The 15,300-nt window shown below is 61.7% G+C and carries 16 protein-coding genes; 8 read left to right on the top strand and 8 right to left on the bottom strand.

All coding sequences use genetic code 11. The features are described from left to right. Nucleotides 1-19 precede the first annotated feature (19 nt). A complete protein-coding gene (locus LB541_RS16400) occupies nucleotides 20-1,399 on the top strand; it encodes an OFA family MFS transporter (protein WP_140495731.1) in 1,380 nt (459 codons plus the stop codon). Nucleotides 1,400-1,554: 155 nt separating this feature from the next. On the opposite strand, the gene LB541_RS16395 is transcribed toward LB541_RS16400, so the two are convergent. Further along, nucleotides 1,555-2,049 carry a GNAT family N-acetyltransferase gene (locus tag LB541_RS16395; protein ID WP_140495733.1) on the bottom strand — a complete coding sequence of 165 codons (495 nt, stop codon included), beginning with the start codon at nucleotides 2,047-2,049 and terminating at the stop codon, nucleotides 1,555-1,557. Further along, nucleotides 2,046-2,804 carry a copper homeostasis protein CutC gene (locus tag LB541_RS16390; RefSeq protein WP_140555124.1) on the bottom strand — a complete coding sequence of 253 codons (759 nt, stop codon included), beginning with the start codon at nucleotides 2,802-2,804 and terminating at the stop codon, nucleotides 2,046-2,048. Before LB541_RS16390 ends, LB541_RS16395 begins: the two co-directional genes overlap by 4 nt. Before the next feature lie 199 nt (nucleotides 2,805-3,003). Here LB541_RS16390 and LB541_RS16385 point away from each other — a divergent pair, with 199 nt between their 5' ends. Both LB541_RS16385 and LB541_RS16380 read left to right on the top strand, forming a co-directional pair. Then, a complete protein-coding gene (locus LB541_RS16385; RefSeq protein ID WP_140495735.1) occupies nucleotides 3,004-3,432 on the top strand; it encodes an SRPBCC family protein in 429 nt (142 codons plus the stop codon). Between the two features lie 122 nt (nucleotides 3,433-3,554). Further along, nucleotides 3,555-4,010, top strand: coding sequence for a carboxymuconolactone decarboxylase family protein (locus LB541_RS16380; RefSeq protein WP_140495736.1), 456 nt, complete (start codon nucleotides 3,555-3,557; stop codon nucleotides 4,008-4,010). A 69-nt stretch (nucleotides 4,011-4,079) separates the two neighbouring features. Here the strand turns inward: LB541_RS16380 and LB541_RS16375 are convergent, their stop codons facing one another. From LB541_RS16375 to LB541_RS16360, 4 genes are all read right to left on the bottom strand, one after another. Continuing rightward, nucleotides 4,080-4,526 carry a hypothetical protein gene (locus LB541_RS16375; RefSeq protein WP_140521047.1) on the bottom strand — a complete coding sequence of 149 codons (447 nt, stop codon included), beginning with the start codon at nucleotides 4,524-4,526 and terminating at the stop codon, nucleotides 4,080-4,082. Between the two features lie 229 nt (nucleotides 4,527-4,755). Next, the gene (locus LB541_RS16370) at nucleotides 4,756-5,187 is read right to left on the bottom strand and encodes a cupin domain-containing protein (RefSeq protein ID WP_140495738.1); all 432 of its coding nucleotides are present in this window, start codon (nucleotides 5,185-5,187) and stop codon (nucleotides 4,756-4,758) included. A 107-nt stretch (nucleotides 5,188-5,294) separates the two neighbouring features. Further along, nucleotides 5,295-5,645: a RidA family protein gene (locus LB541_RS16365; protein ID WP_140517162.1), complete on the bottom strand. Its 351-nt coding sequence runs from the start codon at nucleotides 5,643-5,645 to the stop codon at nucleotides 5,295-5,297. A gap of 70 nt (nucleotides 5,646-5,715) precedes the next feature. Further along, the gene (locus LB541_RS16360) at nucleotides 5,716-7,062 is read right to left on the bottom strand and encodes an NAD(P)/FAD-dependent oxidoreductase (protein ID WP_224618989.1); all 1,347 of its coding nucleotides are present in this window, start codon (nucleotides 7,060-7,062) and stop codon (nucleotides 5,716-5,718) included. Nucleotides 7,063-7,183: 121 nt separating this feature from the next. Between LB541_RS16360 and LB541_RS16355 the strand changes: the two genes are divergently transcribed. Continuing rightward, nucleotides 7,184-8,278, top strand: a complete 1,095-nt coding sequence (locus LB541_RS16355) for an ornithine cyclodeaminase family protein (protein WP_140675776.1) — start codon at nucleotides 7,184-7,186, stop codon at nucleotides 8,276-8,278. Continuing rightward, entirely contained in the window at nucleotides 8,220-9,425 is a 1,206-nt protein-coding gene (locus LB541_RS16350) for an aminotransferase class V-fold PLP-dependent enzyme (protein ID WP_224618987.1), read from the top strand. Before LB541_RS16355 ends, LB541_RS16350 begins: the two co-directional genes overlap by 59 nt. 6 nt (nucleotides 9,426-9,431) lie before the next feature. Here the strand turns inward: LB541_RS16350 and LB541_RS16345 are convergent, their stop codons facing one another. Both LB541_RS16345 and LB541_RS16340 read right to left on the bottom strand, forming a co-directional pair. Further along, nucleotides 9,432-10,436, bottom strand: a complete 1,005-nt coding sequence (locus tag LB541_RS16345) for a LysR substrate-binding domain-containing protein (protein ID WP_140521043.1) — start codon at nucleotides 10,434-10,436, stop codon at nucleotides 9,432-9,434. Nucleotides 10,437-10,588: 152 nt separating this feature from the next. Next, complete coding sequence (locus LB541_RS16340; protein ID WP_224618985.1) at nucleotides 10,589-11,884, bottom strand: amidase; 1,296 nt, start codon at nucleotides 11,882-11,884, stop codon at nucleotides 10,589-10,591. A gap of 552 nt (nucleotides 11,885-12,436) precedes the next feature. Here LB541_RS16340 and LB541_RS16335 point away from each other — a divergent pair. The 3 genes from LB541_RS16335 to LB541_RS16325 all read left to right on the top strand — a co-directional run bounded on the left by LB541_RS16335 (nucleotide 12,437) and on the right by LB541_RS16325 (nucleotide 14,707). Continuing rightward, entirely contained in the window at nucleotides 12,437-13,222 is a 786-nt protein-coding gene (locus tag LB541_RS16335) for a transporter substrate-binding domain-containing protein (protein ID WP_140495742.1), read from the top strand. Between the two features lie 74 nt (nucleotides 13,223-13,296). Next, nucleotides 13,297-14,019 (top strand): ABC transporter permease, encoded by a 723-nt coding sequence (locus LB541_RS16330; protein WP_140495743.1) that lies wholly within the window; start codon nucleotides 13,297-13,299, stop codon nucleotides 14,017-14,019. 1 nt (nucleotide 14,020) lies between these two features. After that, nucleotides 14,021-14,707 carry an ABC transporter permease gene (locus LB541_RS16325; RefSeq protein WP_140495744.1) on the top strand — a complete coding sequence of 229 codons (687 nt, stop codon included), beginning with the start codon at nucleotides 14,021-14,023 and terminating at the stop codon, nucleotides 14,705-14,707. Nucleotides 14,708-15,300 lie beyond the last annotated feature (593 nt).

Here is a 15,300-nt window from a genome sequence, read left to right as displayed (position 1 = left end):
CATTGCATGGGAGGATGGAATGGCAACGACCAGGGAAAACGCTGGCGGCTGGCTCGACCGCTCGCGCACGATCGCCGAGCCCGGTTTCAGCAGATGGATGGTGCCGCCGGCGGCGTTGTGCATTCATCTTTGCATCGGTCAGGCCTACGCGTTCAGCGTCTTTAACCTGCCGATGTCGAAACTGATCGGTATCACCGATTCGGCGCCCGACGACTGGAAGCTGACCGGACTCGGCTGGATTTTTTCGATCGCGATCCTGTTTCTTGGCCTCGCGGCAGCCTTCGGCGGCGGTTGGCTGGATCGCGTCGGCCCGCGCAAGGCGATGGTCGCGGCCGCCTGCTGTTTCGGTGGCGGTTTCATCGTGTCGGCGCTCGGCGTCACCTTGCATCAACTGTGGATCATCTATCTCGGCTACGGCGTCCTGGGCGGCATCGGCCTCGGGCTCGGCTACATCTCGCCGGTCAAGACGCTGATCACCTGGTTTCCCGACCGGCCGGGCATGGCGACCGGCATGGCGATCATGGGGTTTGGCGGCGGAGCCTTCATCGCTTCGCCGCTTTCGGTCTATCTGCTGAAGCTGTTTTCGACCCCGCAGCATATCGGTGTCGCCGAAACCTTCATCGTGCTGGGCATTGTCTACTTCATCTTCATGCTGATCGGCGCTGTCATCGTCAGGGTGCCGCCCGATGGCTGGCGTCCGGCCGGCTGGACGCCGCCGACGACACAAAACACGATGGTGACAACCGCCAACGTCCATCTCGACGACGCGTTGAAGACACCGCAGTTCTGGCTGTTGTGGGGCGTGCTGTGCCTCAACGTGACGGCCGGCATCGGCGTCCTCGGCCAAGCCTCCGCCATGAGCCAGGAGATGTTCCCGGGACGCATCACGCCGGCCGCCGCCGCCGGCTTCGTCGGCCTGCTATCGATCTTCAACATGCTCGGCCGCTTCTTCTGGGCGTCGACCAGCGACTATATCGGCCGCAAGACGACCTACGCGGTCTTCTTCGTGCTGGGCGTGATCCTTTATGCGGTGGTGCCGTGGACGGGCCAGTCGGGCAACGTGTTCCTGTTCGTGCTGTTCTATGGCGTCATCTTGAGCATGTATGGCGGCGGCTTTTCCACCATTCCGGCCTATCTGCGCGATGTCTTCGGCGTGCGGTATGTCGGTGCCATCCATGGCCGCCTGCTGACGGCGTGGTCGGTGGCGGGCGTGCTGGGGCCGGTCCTGGTCAACTACATCAGGCAGTACCAGATCGATGCAGGAGTAGCGAAGGCCGATGCCTACACGGTCACCATGTACATTATGGCCGGCCTGCTCGTCGTCGGTTTCCTGCTCAACCTGATGATGCGGCCGGTGGATGCACGGTTCCACATGAAGGCCGAACCGGCTGCAGCGTAAGGAGAGTGATCATGGCGCAAGACAACAGCAATTCTGTCAAATTGGTCCTTGCCTGGCTGCTGGTCGGCATCCCGCTGTTGTGGGGGTTCTGGACGACGCTGGTCAGTGCAGCGGCGTTGTTCCAGTAGCGGCAGAGACCTGGAAAGGAGCAGCGCTCAGGCGATGATCCGCCTGACGTAGTAGCGCACCGCCTTCTTGCCGCCGTGGATCACCGCGTCGCCGACCTCGGTGAAGCCGAGCGCGGCATGGAAGGCGTCCGAAGCCGGGTTGGGCGGGTCGGCATTGACCTCGCATGTGACCAGTGCATGGCCGGCGCGCGTGGCGTGCTCGAACAGGTCTTGGTAGAGCAGGCGGGCATGGCCGCGGCCACGAGCTTGCGCCGCCACCACGACGCGATCGACATAGACGAAGCGCTCGTAGCGTTCGCGAAACCAGAGAAAATTCGGACTGTCGTACCGAGCCCCTTGATCGAAGGTCATGATGAAGGCTTCGAGCGCGCCGATGCGGCGCGCATAGAACGCCTCGCCAAGCAGGAAAGACAGGCGCTCGGGCTCAAGCCACGACAATTCGGCGGCATGCTCGTTGTTGAGCGCGAGTATGGCCGCTTCGTCGCTTTGCCTGACACGGCTGATCGGGGAGAGGGCGGTCATGCCTTGGCCGCCGCGATCGTCGCTGCCACAAGCGGCGTATCGGTGAGCGTATTGCGATACTCGCGGTCGAGATCGGAGCCACCCATGCCGACCTTGGGATTGCGGTAGCGCATGGCGCTGGGCACGTCCTTAAGGACGGCGAAATGCATTTCGGACAGTCCGGTCCTTTGCCGCACCTCGGCAATGTTGCCGAGATCGAGCCCGCCGCAGCCGAGAATGACGATGCGGTCGCCCCCCTGTCGCACCAGGTCCGCCAGCAGCGACAGGCCCTCCATCGCCGTGTCGCGTTGGCCGCTGGTCAGCACGCGGCCGACCTTGCAACGGATCAGCGCTTCCAAAGCCTCGGCCGGGTCGCGCGTCATGTCGAAAGCGCGGTGACACGTGACGTTAAGGCCGCCGGCGGCCTCCGTCAGTTCGCTCATGCGGCGCTCGTCGATGGTGCCTTCGGCGGTGAGGCAGCCGAACACCACGCCGGGCACGCCGAGGTCGCGCAGGGCGGCTACGTCGGCCAGCATCGAACGGTACTCGGTTTCGCTGTAGAGAAAATCGCCGCCACGCGGCCGCACCATGACATGGAACGGCACAATCGCCTGGTCGAGCGCGGCGCGCACGGTTCCCAAGCTCGGCGTGATGCCGCCTTCGACGAGGCTGGCGCACAGTTCGACCCTGTCGGCGCCGCCGGCCTGTGCGGCCAGAAGGCCATCAATGCCCTCGACACAGATTTCGATCAGCGGCGGGCGGGCTTCTTCAGTCAAGGTGTGATCCTGTCCATGATGTTGTGAGAAGCCCGTAGCACCCGCGCGGCGGGCGCGAAAGCAGGAACGGCACGGCGCATTGGACCAGGGGGCATTTCCCTGCTTGACAGTCTTATAACTACATGGTTATGAGTTAACCCATAGCCATCGAGTTATTGATCGCGAGCGGTGGCTCGACGACGACTAAGAGGAGCACGGCATGACACAGACCAAATCGATCGTCGTTGAACGGCTGATTCCGCATTCGGCGGAGAAGATATGGCGTGCGCTGACAGTGCCCGAACTCGTCGCAGAATGGCTCATGCAGAATGACTTCGCGCCGCAAGAGGGGCATCGCTTCACGTTCCGCGCTTCACCGGTACCGGGCTGGTCCGGGGTGACGAACTGCGTCGTGCTGAAAGTCGAGGCGCCACGCCTGCTTGCCTATAGCTGGGGCGACGGAAGCGAATCCGACAGCGGACTGAAAACCGTGGTGACCTGGTCGCTCACGCCTGAGGGCGCGGCGACCCGGGTGCGGATGGAGCACTCGGGGTTCCGGCCGGCCGACGAGCGTGGATATGTCGGCATGGGAAGCGGCTGGCCGCGTATTCTTGAGCGACTTGAGCAGGTGGCTGCGAAGCAAGGCTGAGCGCCGACTCTCCTCGACCAACCGGTCGCCATGGCCGGCGAACCACAACAAGTCTCCCGGATGCGCCGCTCCCGGGCATGGCAAACCGCGCCCTGACCAAACTTTTCAAACGGAGAAACACCATGGAAGCCAGGCTCAAGAACCCCGTGATGCTCATCCCCGGCGCCCTGCAGGCGCTGCTGGCGCTGGACAAGTCGACCGAGGCGGCCGATTTGCCCTATGTGACGCGCAAGCTCGTCCATCTGCGCGCCAGCCAGATCAATGGCTGCTCGGTTTGCGTCGACATGCATGCGCGCGAACTCAAGAAGGCTGGCGAGAAGGACGAACGCATCTTTGCCTTGTCGGCCTGGCGGGAGACGCCGTACTTCACCGATGCCGAACGCGCCGCGCTTGCCCTTGCCGAAGCCGGCACAAGGCTGGCCGACAGAACGGATGCCGTGACGGACGAGGTATGGGACGAGGCCGCCCGGCACTATGACGAAAAGGCGCTTGCCGGGCTCGTCATCCAGATCGCCGTGATCAACGCCTTCAATCGGCTGAACGCCACGACACGCCAAATGGTCGGCGCCTGGGGCTAAGGCCGCGCGAAGGCGAGCCGTGCCACGGTGCAATGGCGGCTGGACTCGCGGTGCACCAAACCTGCTTGCCTAGCCCGGCCGGGTCGCGGCCGGCGGCAATTCGAACAGTTTGGCGCCATTTTCCTCGCCGCGTTCGACATAGCCGATGGTGCGAAACCATTTTGCGATTTCCGGTCCCGTGAGCCAGCTGCGGGAGTGAATAGGGAGATTGCCGGCGAGCGCCTGGATCTGCCTGATATGCCGCCTGCAGAAACGCACGGTCGCGGCCCTGAAAAAGCCCTCGCGCGCGGCGAACAGCGTGTCCGCGGCGTCGCCATGCTCGTGCCAGGCGACGATCGCTACGGTCCCGTCGTTGTCGACAAGGGCATGGGCGCGGCCCTCCTTCAGGTTCATCATCAGATTGTCGTAGGCGACCTTGCTGTCCTTGCCGGCGGCGATGTATTCGTCGGACATGCGCTTGGACAAATGGCGAAACACGTCTTCCAGATCGCCGACCGTCGCTGTTCGTGCTCTCATTTCTGCTCCTTGAGCCCCGGCAGGGAGTTTGCTCCAGGAAAAGGCATTCACCAAGCAAAGGGATTTCGCGAAAAACCCAACGGGGGGAATCCGGTTCCGCCGGTAAGGCGGGCAACCGGCATAGCATCGTCAGCCCGGTCGTGCGGAACCGGATGTGAAGAGCTGGGCCAACACTTAACGCGGCGCGCTCCCGTGGCGAGACAGTTCGAGGAGCCGGAGCAGCGGTGGCTTACTGGCGCAAAACCGTGTTCTTGGTGCCTTCCTCGACCTGGTCGATCACCAGCAGCTTGACCGGGCCTTCACCGATGTTGGTGGCCTGATGCCACTGCCCGATCATCTCGATGATGAAATCGCCAGTCTTGTAGGTGTTGCTGTTGCCGGTCTCGACATTGGTGACCTTCAACGTGCCGGCCTCGACATAGGCGTAGCGCGGGAACGGATGCTTGTGCACCGGCAAGGTCGCGCCCGGCGCTATGTCGTAGGTCGACACCAGCACCTGCACGTTCTTCTGCGGCAGCGTGATCGGCTGGCCGGAAGCGGTGGTCGTGCGCGAGGCGAGGGGTGTCACGACGACGGGCGTGCCGCTGCTGTCCAGCGCATGAGCGCCGGTCGCGAACGCCGCAGCCGCCAGCAGCAATGCCGATGCCAGGACTTTTCGCATGATTCCTCCCCAAACCGCCGCATCTATCGCGCCGCGAAGGCCGGTGCGCAAGCATGTCCCTGACGAATCTGATTGGACTCGCTGGCCTGGACGTGGCGTGCGACGTGTCAAATCGCTGCGGTAAGCTGGATCTCGACACGGATCTCGGGCAAGGCGAAGCTCGCCCCGACCGTGGCGCGTGCCGGGGGCTCCACGCCGTCGAGCCATGTGACCCAAGCCTTGTTCATCGCGTCGAAGTCTTCGACATCCCTCAACCAGATCTGCGCGAACAGCAGCTTCGATCTATCCGAACCGACGCTCGCCAGAAGGCGATCCGCCTTTTCCAATATCTCCTTCGTCTGGTCAGACGTGCCGGTTTTCTTGTCATCGGCCGTCAAGCCCGAGAGATAGGCCGTGCCGTTGTGAACGACGATACGGCTAAGCCGTTCGTTCTTGTCGAATCGTTCGATGTTCCCCATGGCGGAGGCCCCTGGTTGCGTTGGTCAAAAGCAGGCCGCCGTACGCAATCCAGCGGTCTGCTGAGCGGGATCAGACGTGCGCGACAGCGGAGCGCTGGGCGTGGGCCTGGAAGAAGCGTTGCGGACGAAACGTTTCCATTTCGTCATGGATTTTGCCGCGCACGACTTCGTCGGCGACCACCTTGCCCAATTGCGGGCCGATGGTCACACCACTGTGCGTTACGGCCATGTAGTGGCCGACGATATCCGGCATGGCGCCGGCACAGGTGTAGCCGTCCTCCGGGAACGGCCGGACCGTCGTGCGAATGGCTTCCACACCTGCGTCGCGGAGCGAAGGCAGGACCTTGGTCGCCGCATCCAGGAGCGTCGCCGCCTCGTTCCCGGCAGGGCTGAGCACCTCCGGCTTCTCCAGGGTCATGTCCACCGAGACCTTATGGATCATGATGCGGCCCGCTCCGTCGGGACGGATATCCAGATCGTCGGCATGCAGCTGGCTGCGGAGCGTCAAGGCCACCGGCGGGGTGAAGGCGAGCACGCCTGTGGTCGAGGAAAGTGGAATACCCTGGGCATCGCCGAGCCTCTCACTAGACCAGCCGCCGGTGCAGCTCACGACGGCATCCGCAGGGTGTCGGTCTCCGTTCGCCGTCCGAACTGCCCGTACGCGCCCGCTTTCGGTCTCGATCTCGGTCACGCGTGAACCGAGTTTGACCTGTGCTCCCCAGCGCTCCTTCGCCGCCCGCAAAAGCCAGGCCGAGTAGAGCACCGGATCGACCCAGCCTTCTTCCGGATAGTAGGAGATTGGACAATCGCCGAAAGCGGAGACATCGATATCGGGCTCCATCTCGGCGACGCGCTTCTTGTCGATCCACTCGACGCCGTAGCCCCATTCCTTCATCTGCCTGAAGTTCTCGAAATAATCGTCCATCGACTCCGGCTCTGTTCGCCAATCGAAACTGCCGGTCTGGGTGAACCAGGGAGCGATGCCGAAGTCGCGCTTGAGTTCAAGATGGGCGCGCATTCCCGAGACATTCAGATCGAAATACGGCCGGGGCCGCTTGGTCGTCGCATTTGTCCAGGCAAAGCTTACCCCCGACGTACCGCCTGCTATCCGTCCGGCCTCGAGCACGACGACGCTTGCTCCCGCCTTGGCGCATTCATAGGCGGCGGAACTGCCGACGATACCGGAACCAATGACCACGACACGCATAAAGATGATCTCCAAAAATTCCCGGGCTAATGACGTCATCCGATACGAGTAATCTCTGAAAGACGAATCGATGCAAATGCCGCTATATCGTTGAGAGATGTTGCTGGAGCGTTTGACAGTACTGCTGACGCCGCTCTTCTTAATTCGATCGGCGCCTGCGATGTGTTTGCAACCCCGCACAACATCCTCGGTTGCCTGAAAACATTGCAATGGGTGCCAACTGCGGTCAATTGAACTGGTCGCTGCCGTTCATGGCCAAAAGTTATGAACCAATGTCCCAGCCATCTGCGGCTGCCCAGGTCGGCCCATTAGCCCGCACGGGCAACTTCTCGTGCGAAGTTATCAAATTCGGGCGCAACCGTTTGCGAGAGCAATGCTACGCTTATCGGCGCATCGGGGATCGCGGAATGGAAGAGACTGCACGGTGAGTGGCGAGCCGGAATTCCTCCTGATCGACAAGAACGCGATCCGGGACATTTTGAGCCTATCCCTGGCTCTTGAAGCGACCGAGGCCGCACTGCGCAAAACATCGAGCGGCATGGCGCGCCAGCAGATCAGGCGCACACTTGAGCTGCCGGGTGCGGCCGGGAGTTGTCTGTCGCTTATGTATGCTGCGCTGGATGACCGGCCGCTGTTCGGGGCGAAGGTGCTTTCCGTGTTTCCTGACAATTTCGCGCATGGGTTCGCGTCTCATCGCGGCGGTGTCTTCCTGTTCGACAAGGATCATGGACGGCCTGTAGCCTTGATCGACGGGGGAGAGCTTACGGCTTGGCGGACCGCGGCGGCCAGTGCTGTCGCGACGAGGGCACTTTCGCGCGAAGACAGCACCACGCTGACACTGTTCGGATATGGCGAGCAAGCGCGCCGGCATGTCGCGGCTATTGCGGACGTCCGGCCGATCCATGCGATCCATGTTTGGGGTCGCGACTTTGCAAAGGCGCAGCACTTCGCCGAGGAGCAGTCAGCCGCCGGATTCCAGGCGAAGGCACATCGCGACCCTGGCGAGGCCGTTCGCGAGGCCGACATCATCTGCACCACGACATCTTCCGAAAAGCCGGTGCTGTGCGGCGAATGGCTTCCGCCTGGTGTCCATATCAATGCGGTCGGGGCGAGCGTCGCTTCATGCCGCGAGCTCGACCTCGACTGTGTGCGCAGAGCGCAGATCTGGGTCGACTACCTGCCTATGGCGCTGACGGCCGCGGGAGAACTGATCGAGGCGATTGAAACCGGCGTGATCGGCGTCGATCATATCCGTGGCGAGGTCGGCGACGTGCTGGCAGGTGCGAAACCCGGCCGCACTGGCGACGATCAGATCACGCTTTTCCGGTCTCTCGGCGTTCCCGCGCAAGACATCGAGCTTGCCAATCTTGTCTATATCTCCGCCCGCAACGCCGGACTCGGCACCTCAATTGATTTCAGGTTGTGATGCCATGCTGAGCTGCCAACGAGATCTCTTCTCCATTCCCCGCGAGACAGCTTATCTGGATGCCGCATACATGTCTCCGATCCCGACCGCCGCCGTCGCGGCCGGCGAGGCCGGCGTCAGGGTGAAAGCCGAACCCTGGAAAATGACCATCGCCTCTTATTACGACGAGGTGGAAGAGGCGCGGCAGCTCGCCGCATCAATGGTGGGCGCCGATGCCGATGAGATCGCCATTGTGGCCGCCACCAGCTATGGCATGGCTATCGCAGCCGCCAACGTTTTGGTTGCGGCAGGTTCGGCCATCCTTCTGATGGAGAACGAACACACCTCGCACAGATATGTCTGGTACGACCTCGCGCAACGCGCCGGCGCCTGCGTTGATATCGTCCCGCAACCAGCCGACGGCGACTGGACCAGCGCGATCGTATCGGCAATCCAAGACTCGAGCCGTCCCATCGCGGTCGTTGCGGGGACGCTGGTGCATTGGTTCGAGGGCATGGCGATCGACCTGGAGGCGGTGGTCGCCGCCACACGGGCAGCGGGCGCCAGTCTTGTCGTTGACGGAACCCAGTGGGTTGGCGCGATACCCTTCGATGTCCGGCGCGTCCGACCGGACTTTCTCGTCTTTGCCACCTACAAGTTCCTTCTGGGGCCATATCGCCTCGCATTCCTTTACGCCGACCGGCGTTGGCACACAGAGGGGCGCACTCTGGAGCATCATTCATGGAACCGGATGGGCGGGGACAAATCGGACTTCTACAAGGTGGCCGTAGCCGAGTTTCTTCCCGGCGCGCGGCGGTTCGACATGGGGGAACGCTCCGATTTCGCGGTCCTGCCCATCGCAATCGCCGCAATGAAGCTCATCCGCGGCTGGACCGTCGGGCGCGTGTTTGAGCGCCTGCGTCACCTTAATGAGCTTGTCTGGGCGCAGGCGGAAAGCAGAGGGCTGCCGGTCGCGCGTCCGCGACACCCAACGCCCCATATCGCGATCCTCGACATAGGGGGCCGTCTCGCGCCGAATGCGGCACAAGAGCTGAAGCGGGCTGACGTGCACGTCACGCTGCGCGGCACGAAGATGCGCGTGTCGCCGCATGTCTACAATGACGAAGCCGATATCGGCCGCCTGTTCGAATGCCTGCCGCTCCGCTAGAGGCTTTCAGCGGTGAATGAAAACAGTTCTGTCGGCCTGGCGGCGAGGACCCAGGGCGGTGATTCCTGCCTCTACGCCGTTCATAAAGCTTCGCGTCGTCTGGATGAGATGCTCGGTGAAGGCGTCCGCCGCCGTCGATGCAATGACACCCCAAGGCCGGTAGACGCTGAGGTTCAGATCGAGACGTGGCCGGAAATCCCTGATCTCGATCGGCAGGTCGCGTGCCAGCCACGCCGAAAGCCTGTCGACGACGCTCACGCCCGCCCCGGACGCGACAAGGGCGATGCACGCACTGGACAGGCTGGCCTCTACCTTCAACAGACGTCCCACTCCGCGTTCTTCGCACAAGGCATCGAGCTGCTGCCGCATCGGATCGGCAGAGCCCATCGAGATGAAGTCGAGACCGTCGAGATCTTCCGCCTGCACCACGTCGAGCTCGGCCAGACGGTGACCCGCCGGCATGACGCAAACCGGTGGGGTCGCTGTCAGCGCTCGCCTGACGATTGAAGAATTCTCGTCCGATGCCGTTACGCCTATTCCGATGTCGAGCTGATTGCGGCTCGCCCGCTGCACCACCGTGGCGGAGCTGCGGATATCCAGGGAAATCGACACGGATGGATGCTGTTTTGAGAAGCTCGTGATGATGGATGGCAGCAGCGTGGACCCGAAGGCCGGGAGCGCGCAGATATTCAACCTGCCACTTCGTAGCTCGCGTATCTCCCTCGCGGCGCGCGAGATGCCGCGCGCGGACTCGAAAACGCGCTTCACCTCGGCATAGAGCATGTGCGCTTCAGGAGTGGGGATCAGCCGCTGCCGGCTTTTCCTGAACAGCTGGAAATCCGCCTTCTCGCTGAGTTGCTGGAGCATCTTGCTGACAGCCGGCTGCGTGATGTCAAGTGCGTCGGCCGCCTTGGTGGTTGTTCCATGCAGCATGACCGAAGCGAAGACCTCGATCTCGCGAGGCGTAAACTCTGCCTCCTTCGTGACGGTGTCCTTTTCGCCAAATTTCATGCCCGCTTACCTTGCCAGGCAGCTGATCGCTGTGCCGAAACAGCGAGCTGCGAACGCCAAGATTAATGGGAAGGGTCGGATGTTCCAAGAGGCGCGCGAAGGAAGTTTATTCCTGGAGGTTATGAACTTTCAGCGATTTGGCGGAACTGATTTCAGTTGCCTGTCAACATTTCGGCGAGATCGAGCAAACCGGCGTCCTGACCCGGACCTGCGGCCAGTTGCACCGACACCGGAAGCCCGTCAGGAACCGGCAAAGGAATAGCCAACGCCGGCATGCCAAGCATATTTGCCCAGCGGCGGAAGCGGCCGCCGGCCATTCCCCACGGCACCATTTCCCCATTCACCTCGGTAAGTTCGTCGGAAAGCCGCGGCGCCGATCCAGGCGCCGTAGGAATGGCAAAAGCGTCCAGGCCCGCGATTTTCTCCAGAAACCGGCCTCGCACGCCGTTACGGATTTCGATGGCGCTATCATAGGCGCCGGCATGGATGCGAATGCCGCCCTGCAGGAATGAGTGAACCGCGTCGCCGACCATGTCCGGCTTCTGCTCGATTGCATTGCGGTAGATTCGCGCGAACTCACATTGGAGGATTGTCAGTCCCGCGGCAACGAACGCCTCCCTGTCGTCGAAGGTGATCTCGACCGTGCGCACTTCAGGACGATCGAGCATGGTAGCCAACGCGATATCGACTGACGTGTCGACGTGAGCGCCAAGCAGTTCGGGGCAGATGCCGATCGTGATGCCCGTTGTCGTTTTGCTGCCCCCGCTTGCCGACGGGGCGAGCCGTTTTCCGGCAAGCGCCTCGGTCATCAGGCGAACGTCCCTGACCGAGCGTGCAAGAACGCCGACGCAGTCCAGCGAAGGCGCTATGCTCATGACGCCCTGCACAGCGATCAGATCATTCGTCGGCTTGTAACCGAACAAGCCGGTTGCAGCAGCCGGGGATCGGTTTGACCCGCCGCTGTCCGTGCCAACCGCTGCCAGGCAAAAACCGGCCGCGACCGCTGCGGCCGACCCGCTGCTCGTGCCACCTGTCCCACGGTCCGGATCAAGCGGGTTGGCGACCTTGCCGTGCCAAGGATTGTCGTGGCCGCCGACGCACAGTTCGTGCAGGTTCGTCTTGCCGATGATGATGGCGCCGGCCGCCTGAAGATTGGCAATGCATGTTGCCGTTTCCGTCGCGACGTGATCCCGAAACAACCGGGAGCCAGCCGTTGTCGGCCAATCCTTGACGTCGATAACGTCTTTGACCGCGATCGGCACGCCATGCAGCGGGCCGCGCCTGTGACCGGATCTGATTTCGCGTGTGGCCTGAAGCGCGGCGTCCAGGGCATCAGCTTCGGCCACGAAAATCATCGCCTTGATGTGTTCATTCAGTTCCTGGATGCGATCGAGGCAACCCTCCATGATTTCCACGGGCGACAGGCCGGCAGCGATCTTTTCGCTCATCTCCTCGATGGACCGGCAAGGGCTGCTATTCATATGACGACCTTAGAGCGAACGCACCGGACCGACCGCATTGCGGCCGGCCATCCCGGAACCAGCCGACGATGCCACATCAGAAATTTGGTGGACAGTCGCGAGCTTATTCCCGTGGGCGCGGGACTATCGCTGAAAACTCATAGGCGCGATCAATGGCGGCGTCGTGAACCGTTCAATTCAGCCCTGTCCTCGCACGCGCCGATCAATGAGCGCCGATCGTTTGCCGGTCGCCGGACTGCGCCACTCGAAGGGGCTATCGTCATAACTATTGGTGATGAACCGCACGGCAGGGGGCATTAGATCGAGATCATTTGAACTGTTAGCGTTTTCAAACACCGCCCTGAAAGAAGGTCGACCGAGCCGAATGGCCAAGTTCGCATCGCCGACATCCGAACCAGTCCACGATGCTCGATGCTGCCGGCTGGCCACGGGCCGACGTCGAAAGATCGGCAGATGCCCGGCTACCAGCATCATCATTGCGGAAGATACAAATCCACATAAACAAAAAGGGGAACAATCATGAAAAAGCTTGCACTCGCCTTGTCACTGATCGTGGCGGTATTTGGCGCCGCCAATTCATCGTCGGCGGCCGACGATGTCATCCGTTTCGGTGTCGCCGCGGAGCCATACCCGCCTTTCTCCGTCAAGGATGCCAGCGGCACCTGGCAGGGCTGGGAAATCGACCTGATGAATGCCGTTTGCAAAGAGATGAAGGCGAAATGTGAGATCGTCGATATCGCCTGGGACGGCATCATTCCCGCGCTGTTGGCCAAGAAGTTCGACGTCATCTGGAGCTCGATGTCGATCACGGACAAGCGCAAGGAGGTGATCGATTTCACCGACAAGTACTACTATTCGCCCAACGTGCTTGTCGGCGCCAAGGCGGATACGCGGCAGTTCGACGTGACCAAGCCGGAGACATTCAAGGGGATTGCGGTCGCGGCACAGAGTGCCAGCCTGCAGGCGACCTACATGCAGGATAAGTTCAACGGCATTGCCGAAGTGAAGATCTATCCAACACTCGATGACGAAATCGCGGACATCCAGGCCGGACGCGTGGATCTCATGGCTGCGGCAGGCATCCAGATCCAGGATTTCTTGAAGAAGCCGGAGGGCCAAGCTTATGAAATCAAGGTGACGCTGCCGCATGAGAAAATGTTTGGATACGGCGACGGCGGCGGCCTGCGCAAGGAGGACACCGCTCTGAGGGACCGCCTCAATGCAGCACTCAAGGCGGTGCGCGCCAGCGGCGAGTACGAGACGATCACCAAGCGCTATTTCGATTTCAACATTTACGGCGATTGATCATCTGGTTCAGGCCCAGGGGACGGCCGGCCCGGGGCGGCCGTCGCCATCTTCATTGAACTGGAACGCGCTGTATGAACTCGACCGTGTCTTGGGCAACCCTGCTCAGCTTCGGGGACAAGGGCTGGGGCGACGAATTGCTTCTTGGCGCTTGCCTGAGCCTTGGAATTTCGATCAGCGCCTATCTCGTGGGCCTGACCCTCGGCCTCATGGGTGCGGTGGCCAAGATCTCGAAGAACCGCGTGGCGGTCTCCGCAGCCGTTGCCTATACGACAATCATCCGGTCCGTACCGGACATTCTCATCATATTCCTCGTCTACTATACCGCGACGGACGCGTTGCGCTGGGCCGTGAGCCTGGCGGGACTGACTTCCGAATTCCAGGTCAATGGGTTTGTCGCCGCGACCCTGTCGCTTGGGATCGTTCAAGGCGGCTACAGCACGGAGGTCCTGCGCGGCGCGATCGTGGCCATCCCGCGAGGTCAGGTCGAGGCAGCCCATGCACTCGGTCTGACACGGCGCCAGACCTTCTTCCTGGTCACCGTGCCGCAAATGGTCCCCCTGGCCTTGCCGGGGCTTGGCAATTTGTGGCTGGTCGTTTTGAAGGAAAGCTCACTGGTCAGCCTGATCGGTTTTACCGAGCTCGTTCTCGCCGGCAAGATGGCTGCCGGCGCGACGCGCGATTACTTCATGTTCTATTGCGCGATCGCGTTCGTGTTCCTCGCCATGTCCGGCATATCGGCGATGCTTTTCCATGCCCTCGAAACAGCCACCGTCCGTGGCGGGAGGCGGGGCTAGCGTGACTGAGTTTGGAGCCTACCTTGCCAATCAGCTTCTGGCCGGCGTCCAGGTCACCATAATCCTGTTCCTCGGCTGTGCGGTGGTCGGCAATTTGCTTGCCATCCCGGTTGCACTGGCCCGGCTATCCAACAGCAAATGGCTGCGATATCCAGCGGTTGCGTTTATCCTCGCGTTCCGGGGGACCCCGCTCCTGGTCCAGCTTTACCTCTGCTACTTCGGTATCGGCCAAATTCTCTCGGGGATCCCCTCGATCCGCTACAGCCCGCTCTGGCCCATTTTGCGAGGCGCGGACTTCTATGCGTTTTTTACCCTTTCCCTGAACACCGCGGCCTACTGTGGCGAGATTTGGAGAGGGGCGATACAGGCCATTCCAGAAGGGCAGCGTGAGGCCGGCCAATCGCTTGGCCTGTCGAAAACACGGATCATGATTTCCGTCCTTCTCCCGCAGGCTTTCAGGTTGGCTTTGCCGGCGATCGGCGGCCAGAATATCCTGCTTTTGAAGGGGACCGCACTGGCGTCGACGATCACGGTGTTCGAACTCATGGGTGCGGCGAACCTCGTTCGCGCGCAGACATTTCGGGTCTACGAGCCTCTGTTCGCCGCCGCGCTAGGATATTTCCTGCTGGCGGCATTGATCACTATCGGCTTTGGTTTCTTCGAGAGACGGCTTGCTCGACGACATTGAGCGGAACGGATCGGCATATCGAGCCGCTGCGTGGAAGGCGACGTGATCTTCAGGCCACGCCGAATTCGCCATAGGATCGCGCCGCTTCGATGACCTCGCCAAATCCCATTTTGCCAGCAGCGGCTATTTCGTCGCGGAACTGATCCCACGCTGTCGGGGCAGTTGGCGCGCTTGACCGCGTCGGACAAAAAACTTCTCGGCCTCTGCATGAACCGCAGGGTATTTCTTTAGCGCCTCCTGGTAAGTGGCACCAAGCGGGCACGAGGTGTTCTCGCGTGCCCAAAATGGTCCAAAGTTCTCCAGGGATTCTGCGCCTGTAGCCCCATCCGGCCTTGCCGCGCTTCTGAATGTGGTTCACGCCGATCGTCATAGCCCAGTGTACCCCGCAGTGTACCTCTGGGAGGCGGAAACCCTTGCAGTGCTTGGGTTTAAAGACATTTCTGGATTAAGTGGCTCCCCGGGCCGGATTCGAACCAGCGACCAACCGGTTAACAGAGGTTTTCCACAGCGATTGTATGCGTCGGCAAGCGACAGTCGGCAACGCGTAACCATTTGAATTTCATTTACTTTTCTATCTTTCTACGCCGCGGCCT

The organism is Mesorhizobium sp. BR1-1-15 (assembly GCF_020165475.1).
In the GTDB taxonomy this organism is placed as follows: domain Bacteria; phylum Pseudomonadota; class Alphaproteobacteria; order Rhizobiales; family Rhizobiaceae; genus Mesorhizobium.
Note: the sequence above shows the minus strand (reverse complement) of the source record. Positions and strands in the feature narration are given on the sequence as shown.